Genomic DNA, 20,069 nt, shown 5'->3' with positions numbered 1-20,069 from the left:
CGAACCGTGCAGCTCGGGTTCGGGTCTCCGACGTGCCTGCCTGTGCGTCGATCGGTCGCGACTGCACCCGGCGGTGGACGCCGGTCGGCGGGGTCAGCCGTCGTCGAGTCCGAGGAGCAGGTCCTCCACCAAGGACTCCCGCCCGGTCCGGATCTCGCGCGCCCAGTCCTCGGCGGAGATGTGCCCCTCCACCGCGGTCCAGGCCTCGGCCCGCTCCTCGTCCCGGTAGGGGTTCGGCAGCGAGAGACGGTCCCTCATGGCCTCCTCGGCTCCGATCAGGTGCGCGGCGCCCACCGGGTCCCCGAGCCCGATGAGGATGGTCATGTAGGTGTTGGCGAAGGCCATCGTGAGGTTCGGGCTGCGCAGCCGCACGACCTGGTCGACGAGCGACTGTGCGAGCCGGCCGGCCTCCTCCGCCCGCCCGCTCGCCGCCAGGAGGTTGGCGAGGTTCTGGCCCTGGACCGCTGACTCGTGCTCATCGCCGGCCTCCCGGACGATCTCGAGCGCCTCGTGGGTCTGCTCCTCGGCGCGTGCGTAGTGGCCCAGCTCCTCCTCGACCCCGGCGAGGTTGCCCAGGGCACGGGTGAGCCTCGACTGGTTGCCGATCCGCCGGTGCAGCGAGAGGGACTCCTCGAACGTCCGATGGGCGGAGTGGATGTCCCCCTGGTGCAGCTGCGCCGTCCCGAGGACCCCCATCGCGAAGGCCTCCCGCTCCTCGTCGGCGACCGCGCGCGCCATGGACAGGCTCTGCATGGCGTACTCAGCGCTGCGATCGGCCTCACCCCGCGCGATCAGGAGGTTGGCGTAGGTCCCGAGGCATGCGGCGAGCTCCCCCGACGGCGCGCTCCCGGCGCGCTCGAGAGCCAGCTCCAACCAACGGCATCCCTCGATGACGTATCCACCCGTGTACCAGAGCCATCCGAGCGACGTCGACAACCGGAGCGCGGTCGAGGTCGCGGCGAGATCCAGGCCCTCGGTCGCCCCGCCATGGCGAAGCCCCCACACCAGGGCCTCACGGAAGTTGTCGAGCTCGGCCTCCGCCTGGCCGAGGGCGAGGAGGTGGTCGGAGTCGCGCGTCACCCTGAGGCTCTCGGCGACCTCCAGGTAGTGGTCGGCGTGCGCGGAGCGTGCCTCGTCGAGCTGACCCGTGCCGCGCAGCTCCGCCAGTGCGAAGGATCGGATCGTCTCCAGGAGGGTGATGCGCGGCTCGCCGTCGGGCGCCTCGGACACGAGCGCGAGACTGGCGTCGACGAGGTCGGCGACGAGGTCCAGGGGCTCGCTGGGCGGGTCCCCCGACCCGGCGGGGAGCGCGACCGCCCTCACCGCCTCGAGGTCTGCCCCGCCTGCGAACACCCCCAGCCGCCGGAAGAACGCCTGATGACGCCCGGGGAGCAGGTCGTAGGACCAGGCGATGGTCTCGCGCAGCGTCCGGTGCCTCATCGGGCCGTGCCTGCTCATCGACGCGAGGTCGAGCGTCGTGTCGATCCGACGCAGGAGCGCCTGCGGACCGAGCAGACGGGTCCGCGCGGCGGACAGCTCGATGGCCAGCGGTAGCCCGTCCAGGCGCCGGCAGATGGCGACGACCGCGTCGACGTTCTCCGGCGTCAGCCGGAAGTCCGGGCGCACGCTACGGGCCTGCTGCAGGAACAGCTGCACCGCCGGGGACCTCTCGACGGCAGCCACCGTCGAACCGGTCGGCAGGCCGAGGGGCAGGACCGGGTAGAGGTGCTCCCCCGGCACGGCCAGCGGTCGACGCGAGGTGGCCACGACCGCTGCTCGGGGCGCCGCCTGCAGCAGCTCCGAGACGACCTCGTCGGCGTCGCTGAGCTGCTCGAGGTTGTCCAGGACGAAGAGGGCCGTCCGGTTCGCCACCTGCTCGAACAGTCGCGGTGGCAGGCGGCTGCTCCGCGGCACCTCGAGCACGTCGCCGAGCGTCGTCCACGTCACCTCGGGGGTGGTGGCCGCCGCCAGGGGCACGAAGTAGACCCCGTCGGGAAAGGCCGTCACGAGGTTGGTCGCCACCTCCGTCGCGAGTCGCGTCTTGCCCGATCCTCCGGGTCCGCTGAGCGTGACCAGTCGGACCTCGGGCGACCGCACCAGGTCGACCAGTTCCTCTACCGCCTCTTCACGTCCGACCAGGTGGGTCGTCGGGATCGGCAGGCGGGTCGCAGCGCCGAGGGTCCTGAGCGCCGGGAAGTCGTTCTGCAGGCCGTCGACCGTGAGCTGGAAGAGCCGCTCCGGCTCCGGGATGTCCTTGAGGCGGTGGCTGCCGAGGTCCCGCAGTCCGACGCCGTCGGGAAGAGCGCCCCGAGCGAGCCCCGCCGAGACCGACGACAGGACGGCCTGCCCCCCGTGGGCAGAGGAGGCGATGCGGGCCGCGCGGTGCACGTCCATCCCGACGTAGTCGTCGTGGTGGACCTGCGGTGACCCCGTGTGGATGCCCATGCGTACGCGTACGCGCTCGTCCCCGGGCCACGGCTGGGTGTCCAGTCCGCGCTGGGCCTGGACGGCGGCGCTCACCGCGCCCTCGGCGGTGGGGAACACGACGAAGAAGCTGTCCCCCTCGGTGCCCATCTCCGTGCCCCCGTGGGCGGCCCATGCCGAACGCAGCACGTCCCGGTGCTTGTCCAGGGCCTCCGTGTACCGGCGCCCCAGACGGCTCAGCATCAGCGTCGACCCCTCGATGTCGGAGAACAGCATCGACACCGTCCCGGACGGCAGCTCGCGCACGGCGCCTCCCTCCCACTCTGCCGTTTCCGAGCGTGGGTCCTGGGATCGCGGCTCGTCAAGGAATTTGCGGTGGAGGGCCCTGCCAACAGTGATCGCGTATGCCGCTCGTCCCCCGTCACCGGGCACACCCGAGCCACCTTTCCTGCCGATGCAACCGAACGGCATACCGGGCGGTTCGTCCAGGTGGAGGCGTGGAACGCAGGAGGAGGGCCGGCCGGGCGAACAGGGAGCGTGCCGGAGGATGCATCCGCGGGTCGCCGGCACCGGGTGCCGGCGACCCACCACGCTCCTTGCATCTCTCAGAGCGCTGCGTGACCGACGTTGGTCAGCAGGACGATCTCGTTGTGGATGCCGCGTCTGTCCGAGGGCCGCGCCTGCGCGTAGGCCTCGGTCAGCTCGTCGATCGCCACCTGGACCATGTCGGACGTCTGCCGTGACGGTGGATCCGGAACCGGCGAGGCGGTAGCGGCGACGGGCAGTGCCAACAGGCCGAAGGCGACGAGTGAGACGGTGGCGGTGCGAACGTTCATGATCATCTCCTGGATGAGTTCGCTTGTGGGTCAAGCGATGTGGTTCGGGATCGATGTCGCGGCTCGCGCCGGGTGATCCACGTCCAGAGTCGTCTCAGGGAGGCCTGGCGCACATGCGGAGTAGCACTTGACCGCGCACCGCGGTCTTGGGGTTTCCCCGCATCGCGGCGTCGCAAAAGGCTGTGAAATGCGCATCAACCGCGCGTCCGCGACCAGGCGTCGGCCAGGCCCATGGGGCCTGACCTGTCCCGGCGTCAGGCGCTGCGCAGGAAGGTCAGGACGGCCAGGACCCGGCGGTTGCTCTCCGGCGACTCGTCGAGCCCCAGCTTCGTGAAGATCTGGCGGACATGCGCCTCGACCGTGCGGTCGGTGATGAACAGCCGCCTACTGATGCCCTGGTTGGTCAGGCCCTCAGCGACGAGAGCAAGCACCTCGCGCTCACGCACGCTGAGCTCGTCGAGCGGGTCCGCGTCGCGGTGCTTGTGCAGGAGGCGCGCGACGATCGTCGGGTCGATCACCGTCTCCGCCTCCGCCACCCGCCGCAGGCTGTCGACGAGGACGTCGCCCGAGTAGATCCTCTCCTTGAGGATGTAGCCGATGCCCTCGGGCTGGTCCTCGATGAGACGCAACGCGTACGCCGACTCGACGTAGTGGGACAGCACCAGCACGCCGGTGTCCGGGAACTCGGACCGGATCGTGGCTGCCGCGACCAGGCCCTCGTCGGTATGCGTCGGAGGCATGCGGATGTCGACGACGCAGACGTCCGGACGGTGGGCTCGCACCAGGTGGAGGAGCGCCGAGGCGTCGGCCGCCTGGCCCACGACATCGACCCCGCCGGACCGCAACAGGGCGACGACGCCCTCGCGCGTCAGGAGTGTGTCGTCCGCAACAACGGCTCGCATGCCACCTCCGCTCGGAGGCCAGTCGACACCGATCTCGGCGGTCGCCCTGGTCCCCGTGCCAGTGTGTCAGCCCCGCCGTCCGCGCACTTGGGGTTGAGTCCGAGCAGGCTTGCCCCCGAGGAGTGGATCATCCCTCTGCGACGGTCAAGGGGCATCGTCGACTCACGTCCGCACGCCATCGGCGGGTTCCGCGTCAGGGGACACGTCCAGCCTGAGCGGCAGCGCCAGGTCGACGCGGCTGCCGCCGTCCACGTGCGTCAACTCGATGCGCCCGCCGATGGCGGCCACCCGGTCCTCGAGAGCTGAGAAGCCCAGGCTGGCATCCGCGACGTCCGCGCAGACACGGAGCCAGCCCCCGTCGCATGTCGCGCGAACCGTCGTGGGCCCATGTGCCGCAGCGGTTGCGACGACGACGTATGCCGTCGCCTCGACCGCCGTCGGAAGCCGCCCCTCCGGGGCGGCCACGACCTGCAGAGACAGTGTTTCGCTCAGCGCCTCCCACGCGCCTGCGAGCCCTTCGGTCACCAAGACGTTCGGGAACAACCCCGCGGCCAGCTCCCGGAGGTCGCGCACGGCACCCTGAACCTCGGCCTCCGCCACATCCACCGTCCTTGCCACCTCGGGCTGGTCCTTCCCGATGCTCGCCCGCAGCAGGCGTAGGCCCAGCAGAAGACCGACGAGACGTTGTTGCGCACCGTCGTGAAGGTCGCGCTCCAGCCGACGCCGTTCGCGGTCGCCTGCCTCGATGATGCGGAGACGCGACCCCGCGAGGGCGCGCACCTGGGCGAGCCCCTCGGCGCGCAACCGCTCGTTCTCGAGCCCCAACCGGGCTGCGGTCACGACCTCACGGAGCTCATCCGGGTTGTCGAGCAGGCCCGGCCGGTGCACCAGCACGGCGATCTCGTCGCCGTCGTTCACGAGTCGGCTGGTTGCTCGTCCCGGCCGGGGCGTCACGTCCACCGTCTCGAGGTGGACGTCGCGGTAGGTGCCGTCGACGGGATAGGCCACGAGGAGCGATGGGTCGTGCAGCCACGCGGCCAGCGCCTCACGCATGCCGCCGGCCGCCGCCTCCCGGTGCAGGTCGACGACGAGGCCCGTGACGCCCCGGCGCATGACACGAGATCGCAGCAGGCTGAACGCCACCGCGGCTGCCAGTGCGGCCAGACCCACGAGCTGCGCCCACCAGAGAGCCTGTTCCGCCGCCGAACCTCCCACGAAGCCGCGATCCAGGCTCATGACGAGGTGCGCCACGACCGCCGCCAGGTACAGGAAGCCGATCGTCCACACCGCGCCACGCGCCCGTCGCGACGCGGGACTCATACGCACGAGGCCGACGGCCAGGACGACCATTGTGACGATCGCCCACGCGAGCGCGGCGATCATCGCCAGTCGCGCGGATGTTGCTGCCACGTCCGGGTCGTCAAGCACCAGAAGAAGATTCCTCGGGCAGTCCGAGCAGCCCAGGGCCTGCGGGTCGAAGAACAGCATGGGCACGAGTCCCAGTGCACCGACGAGCACGAGGGCTCCCGCCGCGAGCAGGTAACGCTCCGCACGCGAGTCGATGTGTCCGGATGGGAAGGCAAACACCGTCCAGGTCGCGGCGACAGGAACGGCGACAGCGAGAAGCAGCCCCACCGAAAACACTGCCGCAGACAGGAATCCAGCCGTTGCGGCACCAGGGATGTCCCACTCGGTCGTAAGCATGAGGCTCGCGACGAGGATCAGCAGCCAGCCGAACGGATTCACCGGTCTGGCAAGCCGATGGACGATTCCGACGGTCACGAGCCAGGACACAGTGCAGAAGAAGGCGAGTTCGGAGCGAACTGACTCACCGCTGTCGGAGAAGCCCGGCGACGCGGCCACGACGCGTGCCGTGAGCCACGCGAGACCAGCGGTGATGCCCAGCGTCACGGCCGACCGAAAGATCTGTGCGGCATCGACGGACATCGCCCGTCGTGGCGCGTGCCCGCCTGCGACGCCCCCGGCCGCCGGGACGAACGCACGTCGCGCCCTCTGCGGACCCCTCATGTCACCCAGCGTCCACCCAGGACGAGCCTCGCGACTCAGGGTTGGCACTGATTCGCTCGATCGATTGACCGGACGACACTGGCCTGGGAGCGAGACAATGGACCGTTGTGGCACCGAAGGGACGTGCCGGCCATGATCCGAAGCACGACATCGACCGCAGGAGTCATGCCGACTGTCATGACGGCCGGCTGCTTGGTGAAGAGATCGACCTGGGCGCTCCTGGCCGCCGTGGCCGTGGTCGCCGCCGGGTGCACCACCACGGAACCGGACCGGGCCGGCGGCCGTGGCCTCCACGAGGTGACCGTGCTGGAGATCGCCCAGCCTGACAACGCTGCGCCCGCGCAGGTGCAGGCGTATGCGTCGGAGGTGGAGAAGCAGTCGCACGGGGCCCTGCGCCTTCACTTCAACGACGACTGGCGTCAGGGCGAGATCTTGTTCGAGAAGAACACCCTCGAAGACGTGACGAGCGGTCGCGTGCCGGGTGCCTGGGTCGGCGTGCGGTCGCTCGACCTGATCGGGGTGACCTCGTTCCAGCCGCTGGTTGCCCCGCTGCTCGTCGACAGCCACGACATGCAGGATCGCATCTTCTCGGAGGGCATCCCGCTCGAGATGGCGCGCAGCTTCGAGGGGCACGGCTTGATGGCGGTCGCCGTCCTGCCGGGTCCGATGCGCAAGGTGCTCGGGGTGCGCAGGCCGTTCCGGGAGCCCGTGGACTTCTGGGGCGCCGAACTCGGAGTCCAGGGCGGCGACATACCGGAGGCCACGGCGAAGGCGCTCGGGGCGACCCTCACCCGAATGTCGTCCGGAGCAAGCCTCAGCGGGCTCGACGCCTACGAGCAACAGGTCGACAGCATCTTCGGCAGCTTCTACGGACTCGAGGCGAGATACGTCACCGCGAACCTCAACCTCTGGCCGGCGGCCATGACCGTGGTCCTCAACGAGGCGGCCTACCGCGGGCTGACCGACGCCCAGCGGGAAGTCTTGCGCACGGCCGCAACGACTGCGGTCCCGGCGGCTCTCGAGGCAGCTCGGACGGAGGACGTCTCCGCGGTCGCCAAGCTGTGTGGTCAGGATGTCGCGTTCCCGGCCTCGTCGGACCTCCAGCTCGCCGCCCTGCGCCAGGCCGTCCAACCGGTCTACAACCAGATCGCCGCCGTCGACCCGGACAACGCCCGCATGCTCGACCGGCTCGCTGCTCTCAGGGCCACCGTCGCCGCGCCGCCGGACCTCTCGGTCTGTCCTATGCCGGGAGCCGTTTCAGCGCGCGGGTCGTTCCCCGAGGGAACCTACGAGATGGCGCTCGACAACGATGCCAGATGGCAGTGCCCGGGCGGCCCGCGGCAGGGCACTCCAGGTCGAAGGTCCTGGTTCTCGCTCGAGGTGAGGGGCGACAAGGTCACCATTCGCCAACGCGTCGACAGCCAGACTGCGCCCAAGGAGTCCGCATACAACGGGGCGTACTCCACCCTGCGCGACCGGATCCGGATAGACAGCCTCAACGCGAGGTGGTCCTTCGACGGGAATGCCCTACGGTTCAGCGACATGACCGGTGGCTCGTGCGGCGAGACCGTCATCTGGACGACCAAACCCTGGGTCCTCCGGACACCCCCTGCGGCGGGCGCGCCGGTGGTTCCGGAGGGCACGTACGAGACGGTTCTGTCTCCAGCCGACCGCCACCTCTGCGACGGCCAGCTGGGTGAATACCTTCTCAACAGGGAACTCTTCGTCCCGCAGGACCACCCCCGCACCTGGTACCTGAGCTTCACTCTCGATGGCGGAGTGGTGACGGAGCACGAGAGCGAAGTCAGCCCTACGGCGATCGCCCGCATGGGATGGGTGGGCAGCTACCGCGTCTACGGCAACACTTTCGAGCTGACCGGTCTCAGGAGCACAGCGAACTATCCGGCCGGCACTGACCGCCGCGGCCCCATGACCGCTACCTTCACGTTCGTCGGCAGGACTCTGACGCTCACACCCGTGGGGTCCTGGCGGTGTGAGAGCCGGGTCCTGTGGACCCGCCACCCGTGGACCCTGACGAAGAGGGCGCCATGACACCGACGCTCGTGATCATCGACGACCACGCCGGCTTCCGGGCTTTCGCCAGAGCGCTGCTCGAGACGGAGGGCTACGACGTCGTCGGAGAAGCCGCCGACGGTTCCTCGGGTGCTGAGCTGGTCGGCCGCCTGCAACCCGATGTCGTGCTGCTCGACGTCGTTCTGCCGGACGTCGACGGGTTCGCGGTGTCCGAGCGCATTGCGGACACGGCGCCTCACTGTGCGGTCGTGCTGACGTCAACTCGCGGGCGCAGATCCTACGGAGCGCGCGTTGCCGCCAGCCCCGCTCGCGGCTTCGTCGGCAAGAGCGAGCTCAGCGGCTCTGCGCTGGACCTGCTGACCGGGTGACCGGGTGACCCATGGTCGGGAGTCGGTTCCTCCAAGTCGTCGACCTGCTGGTCGGTGTGGTCGTGATCTCCGCCGGCCTGGCGTCGATGCGGTCCGGCAGGGTCGCCCGGCTGATGCTGCTCGTCGGGGCGACGTGGCTGGTCGGCAGCGTCTTCTCCGCAGCCGTCTTCCTTCACCGCGGTCCGCTGGTGCAGCTGCACCTCACCTATCCCACCGGGCACGCGAGGCGCCGCTACGTCACGGTCGTCATCGGGGCGGCATACGTCCTGGGCGTTGTCGAGGCGTTCGTGCCCGCTGCCGCGCTCACCCTGGCACTCGCGCTCCTGGTCGCCGCAGCGGCGATCGACGTCTTCGTGCGCACCACGGGCCCCGCCCGCAAGGCGGGACGNCGCTCACCCTGGCACTCGCGCTCCTGGTCGCCGCAGCGGCGATCGACGTCTTCGTGCGCACCACGGGCCCCGCCCGCAAGGCGGGACGCCCGGCCCTGGGGGCAGCCCTCGGGTTCTCCGCGGTGCTGATGACGAGCGCCCTCAACCAGCTACTGGCCTGGAACATCGACGTGCCCGTCCTGCTGGCATACGACGGTGTCGTCGCGGGCGCCGCTGTCGTGCTGGCTGCCGACCTACGGTGGGGTCGCTGGACTGAAGCGACCCTGAGTGATCTCGTTGCCGACCTCGGGAAAACCTCCGATACGAGCGGGCTGGCCGGACGGCTGCAGCGAGCCTTGGGCGACCCCGGGCTCACGGTCGGCTACTGGATCCCGGAGAGGGCGGCCTACGTCGATGACCAGGGTGAGCCGATCGAGCTGCCGGCGCATGACGGTGGTCGCCTGGCGACCCCCATCGACGACGACGGGAGGCATGTCGCCGTGCTGGTCCACGACCGGGCGCTGCTCGAGGACCCCGGGCTGGTGAGCGGCGTGGCAACGGCGGCCAGGCTCGCGATGACCAACGCGCAGATGCTCGCTGACATCCGCTCCCGGGTCGGCGACCTCACGCAGTCCAGGCAACGCATCGTTGAAGCCGTCGACGACGAGCGGGCACGGATCGCTGACGAGCTCGCCGGCGGCGCTCAAAGACGACTTGCCCGCGTCGCCGACATCCTGGACCACGCCGCGACTGCGGATCTGTCAGGTGACCGGCACCTCACGCTGGTACGTGCGGAGGTCATGCAGGCGCAGGAGGACCTGACGAGGTTCGTCCGGGGGGTGCGCCCTTCAGCCCTCGTCGAGGGTGGCCTCGACGCGGCTGTCCGTGACATGGCCGGGCACCTTCCGTTCCAGGTCGATGTACGAGTCGATGTGGGACGGCTTCCCGACGCGCTCGAGGGGGCATTGCTCTTCTTCTGCTCCGAGGCAATGACCAACGTGGCGAAGCACGCCGGCGCGACCCGGTGCGAGGTCATCATCACGGCTGGGCCGGACCTGATCATCGCGGTCGTCGAGGACGACGGTATCGGTGGGGCGGACCCGTACGGATCAGGCCTGCTCGGCCTCACCGACCGGATCGAGACCATGGGGGGACGGCTGATCGTGACGAGCCCGCCTGACGGTGGCACCCGTCTCGAGGCGCGCATACCGCGACCGGCAGAGGATCGCGCCGCGGGCAACGGGCGGTAGCGCATCGCCTTCGGCGATCAGTGGCGGTGGGAACCGTCACTAGCGGGCGGGTTCGTTCCTCACCCGACCGCTCGCTCCTCCCAAATCCCGCGTGCTTCCGGTAGAACGACGAAGGACCCGACGGTGAAGCATGCCGGGTCCTTCGTCGTTCTGGCGGTGGCGGTGGGATTTGAACCCACGGTGGAGTTACCCCCACACACGCTTTCGAGGTCTGCGCTACAGAGTCCGCATGGGGCCGCGGAGGGCAGCGACGCGCTCATGGGGGCTGGGGCGAACACCTCTGGACTACACCGATCGCGCGCGAATGAGACCAGAATTGAGACCAGCCATCCAGCAAAAGCTCCTACTCAAAATCGGAAGGTCGGCGGTTCGACCCCGCCCCTGGCCACCACCCGAAACCGCAATTCAGAGCCCTCTGACCTGCGGTTTTGTCGTTCTGAGGGCCCTCTTGTCAGCGTCGGGTGAAAACTGACCCCTGATCGACGGGTGAAAACGCACCCCTTCCGTGAGCCTGTGGAGGGTGATCAGCGTGGAGGACTGGGCAGAGATTCGCCGGTTGCACCGGTCGGAGCAGATGCCGATCAAGGGGATCGCTCGGCGGTTGGGGATCTCCAGGAACGCGGTGCGCCGCGCGTTGGCTAAGGAGAGTCCGCCACGGTACGAGCGGCCGGCGAAGGGCTCGTGCGTGGATGTGGTGGAGCCGGCGATCCGGGAGCTGCTGCGTTCGTGCCCGACGATGCCGGCCACGGTGATCGCGCAGCGGATCGGCTGGCAGCGGTCGTTGACGGTGCTCAAGGACCGGGTTCGGGAGGTGCGGCCGTTGTTCCTGCCTGTCCCGTTCCGGGTTTAGTGGAGGCTCGGAACTGACGTTTCGACGGTAGCCGTCACGAGGTTCTGTCGGTAGTGCTGGTTCTCGAGCTCGACGGGTGGGATGAGTCCGATCTCGCCGTGGAGGCGTCGGTGGTTGAACCAGTCGATGTACTCCGCGACTGCGATCTCGAGGTCATCGATCGATCGCCACGGACCCCGGTTGCGGATCAGCTCTGCCTTGAACAGCGAGTTGAACGCCTCGGCCAGGGCGTTGTCGTAGGAGTCACCGGTTGAGCCGACCGAAGCCACCGCGCCGGCGTCTGCCAGGCGCTGGGTGTAGCGGATGGCGAGGTACTGAACTCCTTTGTCGGAGTGATGAATCAGGCCGGTCGTGTCCCGGCCGGCGCGGGCCCGGTCCCACAACCCCATCTCCAGGGCGTCCAGGGCCAGGTCGGTGCGCAGGTTCTTGGACAGCTGCCAGCCGACAACACGGCGGGAGAAGACGTCGATGACGAACGCGGCGTACACCCACCCGGCGAACGTGCGGCAGTAGGTGATGTCCGCGACCCACAGCTGGTCCGGTGCCGTGGCGGTGAACGCCCTCTGCCCGAGGTCCGGTCGGGTGTCCGGTCCGCTGCCCTGGATCGTGGTGCGTGGCCCCTTCGCGCGGCTCACGCCATGCAGGCCAACGGATCTCATCAACCGGTGCGTCGTGCAGCGAGCCACCAGATGACCTTGCCGGCACAGCTCGGCGTGGACCTTCCGGATGCCGTACACGCCGTAGTTCTCGGCGTGGATCGTCACGATCTTCGCGAGCGTCGCGGCATCGCTGACGGAGCGCGCCGACGGCGCGCGGGTCTTGGCCGCGTAGTGCGTGCCCGCTGCCCATGCGGGCGATCTGCGTGCCGGCCCCCGTCAGGACGGTGCAGATCGGCTCGACCCCGAACCGGTCGCGGTGCTCGTCGACGTACTCCACGAGCACCCCGGTCGGCACTGCTGTGCTCACTTCAGCTTGCGGTCGAGCTCCGCCCGTTGACGACTGGCGAAAAACGCGGACGCGGTCCGCAGGATCTCATTCGCCCGACGCAGCTCCTTGACCTCACGCTCGAGCTCAGCGATCCGCTTCGCCTCGGCGGTGCTCACGCCAGGCCGGTGGCCCTCGTCGACCTCGGCCTGCTGGACCCAGTTGCGCAACGTCTCTGAGTTGATCCCCAGGTGGTCACCGACCCGCTTGAGCGCCCCGGATCTGGTGTCCGGGTCACGCCGCAGCTCGACGGCCATCCTGATCGCTCGCTCCCGAAGCTCCTCCGGGTACTTCCTCGGTGCTGCCATGACTCTCATCCTTCCGTGGAATGAGAGCCTCCATCAGACCCGGAACGGGACACTTGCGGGGCCTGGTGTTGAGGGCGTGGGCGACAGCTTCGAGGTCTTCGGCGGTCCACCGCGAGAGGTCGGTGCCCTTGGGGAAGTACTGCCGGAGAAGGCCGTTGCCGTTCTCGTTGGTGGCACGCTGCCACGGGCTGTGTGGGTCCGCGAAGAACACCGGGATGCCGGTTTCGATCTTGAACTGGGCGTGTGCGGACATCTCTTTGCCGCGGTCCCAGGTCACGGAGCGGCGCAGCTGCTCGGGCAGCGTCGACATGGTTTCGGCCAGGCGGTTCTTCATCGTGATCGCGCCGTAGCCGGCCAGCGCCGGGCCGTTCTTGACCGATTGGTTGTGACGCCAACCCTCCTCGCGGGGAAGGTGTACCAGCATCGTGTAGCGGGTGGTCCGTTCCACCAAGGTGCCGATGGCCGAGCGCTCCAGGCCGATGATCAGGTCGCCCTCCCAGTGCCCCGGCACGGCGCGGTCCTCGACCTCGGCAGGCCGTTCGCTGATCAGCGCCTCGGGTGTCACGTGCGCCCACGTCTTGCGCGTGGACCTGGCCCGCGGGGCGCGCAAGGCTCGTCCGGTGCGCAGGCACAGGATGAGTTCGCGCTTGAGGGCGCCGCGGCCCTCGATGTACAGCGCCTGGTAGATCGCCTCGTGCGAGATGCGCATGGACTGATCATCGGGGAAGTCGACCGGCAACCGGTTGGCGATCTGTTCCGGGCTCCACGCCCGCACCCACGCCCGGTCCTTGCGATGCGGCTTGTTCCGGCCGGTCCACGCCCCGGCCGCCGGGCCCGGCACGACGGTGCCATCGGGGCGGGTGATCTGGTCCGAGAGCCGATCCTGGACGTAGGCGTGCAGCCGCGGGTTGTCCACCAGCTTCGCGCTCTTCGGTCGCCGCGCGACCAGCTCGGCCTTCCACTGCGCCACCGACGCCCGGTACTCGAGCGTCCCGCCGCGGGTCGCGGCGTTGCGGCCCAGCTCCCTGCTGATCGTCGATGGTGAGCGGCCCAGCGAGCGGGCGATCGCCCTGACGCCAGCGCCTTGAGCCTTGAGCAGCGCGATCTCCTCGCGCTCAGGGAAGGACAGGTACCTGCCCGTGAACGCCTTGAGGTCGAACGGTGACATGCCGCCACCGTGGCGGAACCATCTGCTTCCGACCGCCTGCGACGCGCCCACAACGTTGGCTGCCTCCTCGGGGAGGAGACCCTTGGCGATCTCCTTCCAGAACTCCCGCTCGACCTCCCGACGGTGCGACGGTGCGCCCGGCGACCTCATCGGCGCCCGCCCCGTGAACTCCTTCATCCATCCCGCTGGCCTGCCCATCGACACCTCCACGCTCGAGGTGTTGCGACGACCAGTTGAATCCGCCCTGCGACCCGCGGTCCCTGTGCACCACGCAGCCGGCGGTGACATGAAGGCCGCCGCGCCGGGCCACGGCCATCCGGAGCGCGTCGACGGCCAGGTGTGAGGTTATCCGGTCATCGATGGCGTACCCGAGGATCCGCCGCGACCAGGCGTCTTTCACGGCGCAGAGGTACAGCTTGCCCTCGCGGGTGGGGTGCTCGGTGATGTCAGTCAGCCACAGCCGGTTCGGCCGATCCGAGGTGAAGTCACGTTTGACGAGGTCATCGTGCACGGGCGGCCCGGGCCGGCGGGACTTGCCGCGTTTGCGGGCGTGTAGGGACACGAGGTTGGCCTGTGAGCACAGCCGCCACATCCGCCGCTCAGAGACGGCATGGCCGGCGTCGATGACCTCGTCGGCGATGAACCGGTACCCGAAGCCGGGGTCATCGGCGTGGACCTCGACGGCGGCGTTGGTCGCGTAGGCATCGACGAGGTCGTGCTCGCTGACTGGCGCGGCGCGCCAGGAGTAGAACGCTTGGCGGGAGAAGCCCAGCACCCGGCAGGTCACCGCGACGGGGATCCCGTCAGCAGCAAGGTCACGGACCAGCGGGTAGCTCATTTTGGGGACTGACCGAGCTTCAGGTTCGCCTGGGACAGATACGCAGCAGCTCGTCGCAGGACCTCGTTCTCCTGTTCCAACAACCGGTTTCGCTTCTTCAGCTCGCGAAGCTCGTCGGACTCTTGCCGCGTCGTGCCGGGTCGGATCCCGTCCTCGACATCGGCGCTCTTGAGCCAGTTGCGCAGGCAGGACTCGGAGATCCCGAAGTCCCTGGCGACCTGACCGAGCGGGGCCTCGCCGCGTCGGGCGACGGCCACGACGTCGTCGCGGAACTCCTTCTGGTGGGCTGCAGGCTTGGTGAACATCCTTCCAGCGGCGACCTCCGTCGCCACAGGTCAGGTGTCAACCAGCCGTCAGCAGTCCCAGGCGAACCTCAGGGGACCTTCTGCGTCGGGCGCTTGCGCGTCTTTCGGCGCCGCATGCCCAAAGGTCGAGAACGCGATCGCGTCAGGAAAACGGTGCTGAGGACCAAGAGAGCAGCCAGGAACAGGACCAACATCTCGAGCCGTTCGACCCGAGTCCCCACGATGCTCTCCTGCTCGCGAACGAAGTTATAGGCGTCTGCCGAGACAGAGATGAGTGTGATCAGTGCCAACGCGAGGACGACCGCGTTCAACAGGAGCTCACGGCCGCTTCGCTCCTCCTGCACTTCTGCCGCCTGGACCTCGAAGAGGACCGAAACCGACTCGGTCAGCAGCTGTTGCGTGCGGTCGATGTTCGCCTCGGTCGCATATGCCGCGAAGTACCGTCGATCCTCCTTCGTGTCCGTGACGCGGTCGAAGTTGGTGAGCGTGACAACAGCGAGCGCAAAGGTTCTCAGTCGATTCAGGTCCGCCAGGCCTCTGGCGCGGGAGTCCGCGCCGAAGTAGGAGTCCACCTGAACCTTGATCTCGGTCTCGAACAGGCTCAGGAGTGCGGCGCACGAGCCGCTGAACACGTGGGCAATGCGCATGCACTCTCGGTGTCTTTCGAGCTCGAGTTCCATGGGGTCCACTCCACGTGCTACGAGGACGCAGGTCTCCCAGCTGAAATAGAGCTTCCCGTGGTATTCGAACTCCACGGGCTTCTTGCGCATCTCGAAGTCCTTCAGGATCTGTGTCACTCGCAACGGATCCTCGTCGCCCGGACACTCGATCACGCGGGTGAAGCTGGTGAACAGTGTCGACTCCATGTACCCAGCGCCGCTGGTCCTGGTGCTTGCCCCGGGCCGCCGTGTCAATGTCTCGAAATCGGTCCGCCCAGGCACGATCGATCGACGTAGGTGGTGTTCGACGGCGCGCGCTATTCCGTCGGAGATGGGCTTGGTGTACGCGGCGTACTCCCAGGCCGAAAGGAGCCCGTCGAGCAGGTAGAGCGTCGGATTGGTCAGCTCGATCCCCACTCGGACATATGCCGTCCCGACTGCGAAAACGGTGACCTGGCAGATCGTGGCCGGCTGGTACGTGACCAGAGTTTCGAGTTCGGCGTCGAACGCGGCCTCCGATATTCCCAATACCTCGCTCCAACCGGTCTCGAGCTCAGCGCGACGCAGTTGGCGGACGCTCTCTTCGCGCCATTTCTGGAGAAGTTCAGGGCTGGTTGCAAGAAGGTCCAGCGTCGATCCGTTGCCGAGCGGGTTCCGTATGGCCACCCACTCGACATCAGGGTCCGGGCTGCGAGCCTCCTGCACGAACGCGTCGTCGCCCACCCCGAACGAGCGACCCAGGTCGAATGCGGTGACGAGCTCGACTCTCATGATGTCCCCCTGGATCGGTCGTGATCAGACCTGCGCTGCGCCAGATATCACGCGTCACGGTGCGCCTGTCGGCGACAACCCGCAAAGAAGCAGACGTTATGCTGTCGTGCGCGTGCGACGTCGGCGATCCTCGTCACTGAAATCCCGTGACGAGCCACCCAGCGCGCGCCTGTTTCGACGGTCGGGTCGAATCGTGACCCGGGCAGTAGGAACGTCTCATCCCCGACCATGAGCCCGTGGCCCGTACAGTAGATGGCCGCGGAATCGTGACCTGCTGACCACAGCCTGAAGTCTCGAAGTGCTTTCTGGATGGCCCCACGCGAGGGGCCGACACCTTGGTGGACCGAGAAGCCTTGCTCCGCCAACATCGCAGAGACTCTCCGCTCGTCCCACGCCGCGCCTTCCAGTGACTTCCACCGGGTCGCTGAATAGTCGGATACGACGAGCACCAACGCGACTCGGGAGTCCTTGCCGAGTTTCGTCGAGGTATGGAGCTGCCACCCGGCCATGGAATCCGGAATGGTGAACTGCGGCTTCTGGAACCCTTCCGTTGCACGGTCTGTCTGCTTCTGCACCTTGGTGAGGAGCTCGGTGAACGGCAACGCGGTCGTGGACACGGCCTTGATGAGAGCGGTGGCGAATGGGTTTCCGCCCGCGGCGTCCATGTCGTGTGTTTCGCCATCGAACGAGGTGGCGTATGCAACTGACAGTGCTCGTCGAGGTGTCGATTGCCCCCGGGCCTTCATGGCAATCCCCTCCTGCCCGCGCCCGAGGCAGGTCAGATCCGCAGGGCAGGGCGTCGCAGGGCGCGGACGTTCGATCGGCCCACCACGTAGTAGTTCGGTGTTTGAGTTGCCGGCATCAGCTGGACGACCTGGTTGCGCAGGTCATGGAACGAGCCTTCGTACGACCCTCCGTCCCAGACCTGGAGCAGGGTCTCGGTAAAGAGGCCGTTGACGTCGCCGTCGAGACTCGTCTGGTTGTCCTGGCAGCCGGACACGAGCGCCACTGTCGCCTTGACGCTGTTCGCCTCGCGCGGAGGCACCTCGCGCTGGATGCGCGCGTACGTGGCGGCGCGCGCTTTCTGTACCTCCAGGGCGACGTGAACGGGCATGTCACGCGTTCGAGGACGTGCTGCTCTGGCCGCCCGGCCCCTCCCGCGGGCAGCGTCGACCCCCGCCACCGCATCCCAGTCGGGTTCGTCGAGCGGGCCTCGCGAGACCGTGCCGCTGTGGCACGAGTCGGAATGGACGAAGACGCGTGACCTCGCCGGGAACTCCGCCCACAGGGCCCACAGCTCGTCATCGATGAGCTGGCGGTCGTAGAGGCACCAGGTCTCGTCCTTGCGGTCGGGCTTCTCGCCCATCTCGCCGTAGTCACGGACGGCTTCGTCGCCGTTCGTGTCGGTGACCTGCCCGCCATGGCCCGAGTACGTGAGTAGGAACGCGTCTCCGGCCGCCATCTTCTGCGCAGTGCCGCGAATGCCGGCGATCACTGCCTTGGCAGTGGCGGCCCTGGTCAGCAGCACCTTCGTCTCGGCGTAGTCCAGTGATTGTGCGAGCGTCGCCATGTCTCGGGCGTCGTTCTCGCAGGCAACCAACTCTCCAGACCAGCCCAAGTAGTGCCTCGAACTCACCGAGTTGAGCCCGATGTGAAGCGAGAATCCAGTAGCCATGCCGACCTCCCCAACGATCTGTTCGACACGATCTACAGCGGCCGCGAACTGCCGCCGCTGCGAAACTCCTGCCCCACAAGTCTACTGTCCCGCCCGAAGTCCCGAAGCGGAATGGATGATGTCGGACATCAGGACTGGAATTAGAGGAGAAGTCCAAACACCCTGCCTCTTCAAGGCGCGCGAAACGTCACCTCGATGGCGAACCGTCAGGGCGGTGAGGACGTCCTGGAATCGAGTTCAGTCGATGGCCTTCTGGCCGATGGAGTTGCCCTTGTCGATCAGGTTCCCGGGAGCAACCCAGGAAAGGTAACGCGCGGCTGTCGGCCATTCAGTGACCGGCAACCAGGGCAGATGGCACGCGCGCACAACGACCGCGAACCGAGCAGCGCACACCTGTGGTGCGGTGGCCTAGCGGAAGGTGCGCACCGCCTCTGCTATGTCCATCTTCTGGTCCGCGGGCACTGCCGCCGCGTAGATCTCTGCTCGGTGCTGGGCGTTCTTCTGGTCATTCCGTGCATTCTGCGCGAAGAAGAAACCTGGAATTGCACCGACGACCACGCCGACGATGGGACCGGCGGCCAGCCAGATCTTGTCGAAGTTCGCCATGTCCGCGGTCGCCCGCCAGAACATCAGGCCGACCAGTGCGAGGAATCCCAGAGCGACGAAGGCCGCGGGCCAGCCAATCTTGTCATTCATGAATCCCCCTGCGTCGACGCTGAATCGCTTGCATCCACTATAGGACCCACACTTCGGCGTGTTCGCCGATTGGCAGATGAACAGCTGGACCAGACGGCGGCCACTGGCCGAGGTGACCGCAAGGTGGGTGGTTTGTGACCGAGGAACGGGTTGGATATGAAAGCATGGTTTCTCGTGTTCGAGCCACGTAGCAGCGGCCGACCGTCCCGGGGACCCGCAAGGCGAAAGAGCCACGTCAAGACGGAGGGGTGCATCGACATGCTGAAGGACTGGATCGTGCCTTTGGCTGTCCCGCTGGTCGGAGGCACGGTTGCCGTGTTCTGGCCCTGGTTGCAAGCGAGGCAGCGCGGACGAAAGTTCGAGAGGATCATCAAGCGCGAGCTTGCCGAGATCGGCCCGTTCCAGGTGAGTGGCGATCCGGAGTCTCCGTGGTGGCAGCATCTACGGAAGCGGTTCATACACGAGGAGATCTTCGAGCGTGAGCAGGTGTCCGGAAACAAGGATTTCATCCTGAGCCTGCACCCTGCGGTCATCTATGCGGTGAACCAGCTCTGGATCGCTTTTGACAAGCACGACGGAGATCAGTGGCTGTACTACCTCGATGAACTGGCGAAGCTTCCACAGACGTCAAGCCCCGATCTCGAAAAAGCCTGCACAGACTGGAAGCGGGTCATGCGCGGCCAGAAGGAACCTTGGCGACATGCGAATCGATTGCGAGGCGACCCAGCGGCAGAGCCCGCCATCGCAGGCATCCAAGGCCTTTTCGACCAGCGCTTGAACAGGTACTCAGCCCTCTTGGCACTGACGGAGAACGTCCCGGGCACCGCGGAGGACAGGCAGAAGCTGAGCAAGCAGATTCGGCAGTGGTACTACACAGACGGCGCGGGTCTGCTGCTGTCCGGACGCGCCCTGAGGCAGTTCCTGGAGACCCGTGACGCCCTCGCGGACAGCAACGCGACTGAGGCCGAGGTCGCCCTGAAGCTCTCACTTCTGCGGACCGATCTCAAGATCGATCTCGGTGTGCGCCATCCTGATGAGCGGTTTACCGAGCTCGCGCTGCCACTCGAGGAGCGCACCTAGCTCAGACCACCGGCCTGGCGACATGCGGCGTGTGAATCGCCCCGGGTTTCGAGTCGGGCTCGGTTACTTGGAACCAGCCCCTGATGGGACGGGTGGTTCAGGGTAGTGCTCGGGCGTGACGCTGGCACAGTGGTGGACGCCAACCGGCTGGCGGGACGAGGCCGATCTCGCCGTGAAGGCGTCGGTGGTGGACCAGTCGACGTATTCGGCGACGGCGATCTCGACGTCGCGCACTGACTTCCAACCGCCCTTGGGACAAACGACGCGTGTGTAGGTGCACCTGTCCCGACTGGCTAGCTGTCGAAGACGCTTGAAAACGAGGCCATAACGACGACCGAAAACGAGGCCAGTTCACTGACTGGCTGGCCGTCGCGAACGCCAGGGTGGTGCGGACGGTCAAGGCTAGGCCGCTCCAGCGACTTGAGGTCGACCGGGCAGCGATGCTGCCTCTTCCGCCGGTGCCGCCGCCGCTTGGGTGGGTCAACAGGGTCCATTTGGGACGCGACTCTGCGGCCGGGTCGACTC

General features: G+C 67.7%; 13 protein-coding genes and 3 pseudogenes. 5 read left to right on the top strand and 11 right to left on the bottom strand.

Going from position 1 to position 20,069, the window contains the following annotated elements:
• Positions 1 to 93 precede the first annotated feature (93 nt).
• The 4 genes from ASD90_RS21975 to ASD90_RS21960 form a co-directional block, all read right to left on the bottom strand.
• Entirely contained in the window at positions 94 to 2,730 is a 2,637-nt protein-coding gene (locus ASD90_RS21975; protein ID WP_056761423.1) for an adenylate/guanylate cyclase domain-containing protein, read from the bottom strand.
• Between the two features lie 299 nt (positions 2,731 to 3,029).
• Positions 3,030 to 3,260, bottom strand: a complete 231-nt coding sequence (locus ASD90_RS21970) for a hypothetical protein (protein WP_157610587.1) — start codon at positions 3,258 to 3,260, stop codon at positions 3,030 to 3,032.
• Positions 3,261 to 3,514: 254 nt separating this feature from the next.
• The gene (locus tag ASD90_RS21965) at positions 3,515 to 4,162 is read right to left on the bottom strand and encodes a response regulator transcription factor (protein ID WP_056761417.1); all 648 of its coding nucleotides are present in this window, start codon (positions 4,160 to 4,162) and stop codon (positions 3,515 to 3,517) included.
• A gap of 162 nt (positions 4,163 to 4,324) precedes the next feature.
• Complete coding sequence (locus ASD90_RS21960; RefSeq protein ID WP_056761414.1) at positions 4,325 to 6,109, bottom strand: histidine kinase; 1,785 nt, start codon at positions 6,107 to 6,109, stop codon at positions 4,325 to 4,327.
• A 213-nt stretch (positions 6,110 to 6,322) separates the two neighbouring features.
• Here ASD90_RS21960 and ASD90_RS21955 point away from each other — a divergent pair, with 213 nt between their 5' ends.
• The 4 genes and pseudogenes from ASD90_RS21955 to ASD90_RS21935 form a co-directional block, all read left to right on the top strand.
• The gene (locus ASD90_RS21955; RefSeq protein ID WP_082588967.1) at positions 6,323 to 8,242 is read left to right on the top strand and encodes a TRAP transporter substrate-binding protein DctP; all 1,920 of its coding nucleotides are present in this window, start codon (positions 6,323 to 6,325) and stop codon (positions 8,240 to 8,242) included.
• Complete coding sequence (locus tag ASD90_RS21950; protein ID WP_056761406.1) at positions 8,239 to 8,592, top strand: response regulator transcription factor; 354 nt, start codon at positions 8,239 to 8,241, stop codon at positions 8,590 to 8,592. Before ASD90_RS21955 ends, ASD90_RS21950 begins: the two co-directional genes overlap by 4 nt.
• A gap of 517 nt (positions 8,593 to 9,109) precedes the next feature.
• Entirely contained in the window at positions 9,110 to 10,210 is a 1,101-nt protein-coding gene (locus tag ASD90_RS24805) for a sensor histidine kinase (protein WP_369793647.1), read from the top strand.
• A 520-nt stretch (positions 10,211 to 10,730) separates the two neighbouring features.
• Positions 10,731 to 11,042: pseudogene (locus ASD90_RS21935) on the top strand (helix-turn-helix domain-containing protein); the annotation flags it as partial.
• A 14-nt stretch (positions 11,043 to 11,056) separates the two neighbouring features.
• Here the strand turns inward: ASD90_RS21935 and ASD90_RS23250 are convergent.
• The 7 genes and pseudogenes from ASD90_RS23250 to ASD90_RS21890 form a co-directional block, all read right to left on the bottom strand.
• A pseudogene (locus ASD90_RS23250) lies at positions 11,057 to 12,352 on the bottom strand (IS3 family transposase).
• Positions 12,279 to 13,697: an IS30 family transposase gene (locus ASD90_RS21920; protein WP_235506871.1), complete on the bottom strand. Its 1,419-nt coding sequence runs from the start codon at positions 13,695 to 13,697 to the stop codon at positions 12,279 to 12,281. The pseudogene ASD90_RS23250 and the gene ASD90_RS21920 overlap by 74 nt, the downstream one beginning before the upstream one ends.
• A 67-nt stretch (positions 13,698 to 13,764) precedes the next feature.
• Positions 13,765 to 14,663 (bottom strand): annotated as a pseudogene (locus ASD90_RS24490) (IS3 family transposase); the annotation flags it as partial.
• Between the two features lie 68 nt (positions 14,664 to 14,731).
• Positions 14,732 to 16,093, bottom strand: a complete 1,362-nt coding sequence (locus ASD90_RS21905) for a hypothetical protein (protein WP_056761392.1) — start codon at positions 16,091 to 16,093, stop codon at positions 14,732 to 14,734.
• Between the two features lie 47 nt (positions 16,094 to 16,140).
• On the bottom strand, positions 16,141 to 16,758 hold the full coding sequence (locus ASD90_RS21900) for a caspase family protein (protein ID WP_056761388.1): 618 nt from the start codon (positions 16,756 to 16,758) through the stop codon (positions 16,141 to 16,143).
• Between the two features lie 113 nt (positions 16,759 to 16,871).
• On the bottom strand, positions 16,872 to 17,768 hold the full coding sequence (locus tag ASD90_RS21895) for a caspase family protein (protein WP_056761385.1): 897 nt from the start codon (positions 17,766 to 17,768) through the stop codon (positions 16,872 to 16,874).
• Positions 17,769 to 18,176: 408 nt separating this feature from the next.
• Positions 18,177 to 18,464 carry a hypothetical protein gene (locus tag ASD90_RS21890; protein ID WP_056761381.1) on the bottom strand — a complete coding sequence of 96 codons (288 nt, stop codon included), beginning with the start codon at positions 18,462 to 18,464 and terminating at the stop codon, positions 18,177 to 18,179.
• A gap of 258 nt (positions 18,465 to 18,722) precedes the next feature.
• Here ASD90_RS21890 and ASD90_RS21885 point away from each other — a divergent pair, with 258 nt between their 5' ends.
• Positions 18,723 to 19,544: a hypothetical protein gene (locus ASD90_RS21885; protein ID WP_056761378.1), complete on the top strand. Its 822-nt coding sequence runs from the start codon at positions 18,723 to 18,725 to the stop codon at positions 19,542 to 19,544.
• Positions 19,545 to 20,069: the final 525 nt, after the last annotated feature.

Source organism: Terrabacter sp. Root181 (genome assembly GCF_001428505.1).
In the GTDB taxonomy this organism is placed as follows: domain Bacteria; phylum Actinomycetota; class Actinomycetes; order Actinomycetales; family Dermatophilaceae; genus Terrabacter.
This window is presented reverse-complemented; position numbering and strand designations above follow the sequence as displayed.

Coding starts and splice junctions, on each gene's coding strand:
- ASD90_RS21890 (WP_056761381.1), bottom strand. CDS start 18,464: ATGAATGACAAGATTGGCTGGCCCGCGGCCTTCGTCGCTCTGGGATTC.
- ASD90_RS21905 (WP_056761392.1), bottom strand. CDS start 16,093: ATGAGAGTCGAGCTCGTCACCGCATTCGACCTGGGTCGCTCGTTCGGG.
- ASD90_RS24805 (WP_369793647.1), top strand. CDS start 9,110: ATGACGAGCGCCCTCAACCAGCTACTGGCCTGGAACATCGACGTGCCC.
- ASD90_RS21920 (WP_235506871.1), bottom strand. CDS start 13,697: ATGAAGGAGTTCACGGGGCGGGCGCCGATGAGGTCGCCGGGCGCACCG.
- ASD90_RS21900 (WP_056761388.1), bottom strand. CDS start 16,758: ATGGACGCCGCGGGCGGAAACCCATTCGCCACCGCTCTCATCAAGGCC.
- ASD90_RS21955 (WP_082588967.1), top strand. CDS start 6,323: ATGATCCGAAGCACGACATCGACCGCAGGAGTCATGCCGACTGTCATG.
- ASD90_RS21970 (WP_157610587.1), bottom strand. CDS start 3,260: ATGAACGTTCGCACCGCCACCGTCTCACTCGTCGCCTTCGGCCTGTTG.
- ASD90_RS21895 (WP_056761385.1), bottom strand. CDS start 17,768: ATGGCTACTGGATTCTCGCTTCACATCGGGCTCAACTCGGTGAGTTCG.
- ASD90_RS21965 (WP_056761417.1), bottom strand. CDS start 4,162: ATGCGAGCCGTTGTTGCGGACGACACACTCCTGACGCGCGAGGGCGTC.
- ASD90_RS21960 (WP_056761414.1), bottom strand. CDS start 6,109: ATGTCCGTCGATGCCGCACAGATCTTTCGGTCGGCCGTGACGCTGGGC.
- ASD90_RS21950 (WP_056761406.1), top strand. CDS start 8,239: ATGACACCGACGCTCGTGATCATCGACGACCACGCCGGCTTCCGGGCT.
- ASD90_RS21885 (WP_056761378.1), top strand. CDS start 18,723: ATGCTGAAGGACTGGATCGTGCCTTTGGCTGTCCCGCTGGTCGGAGGC.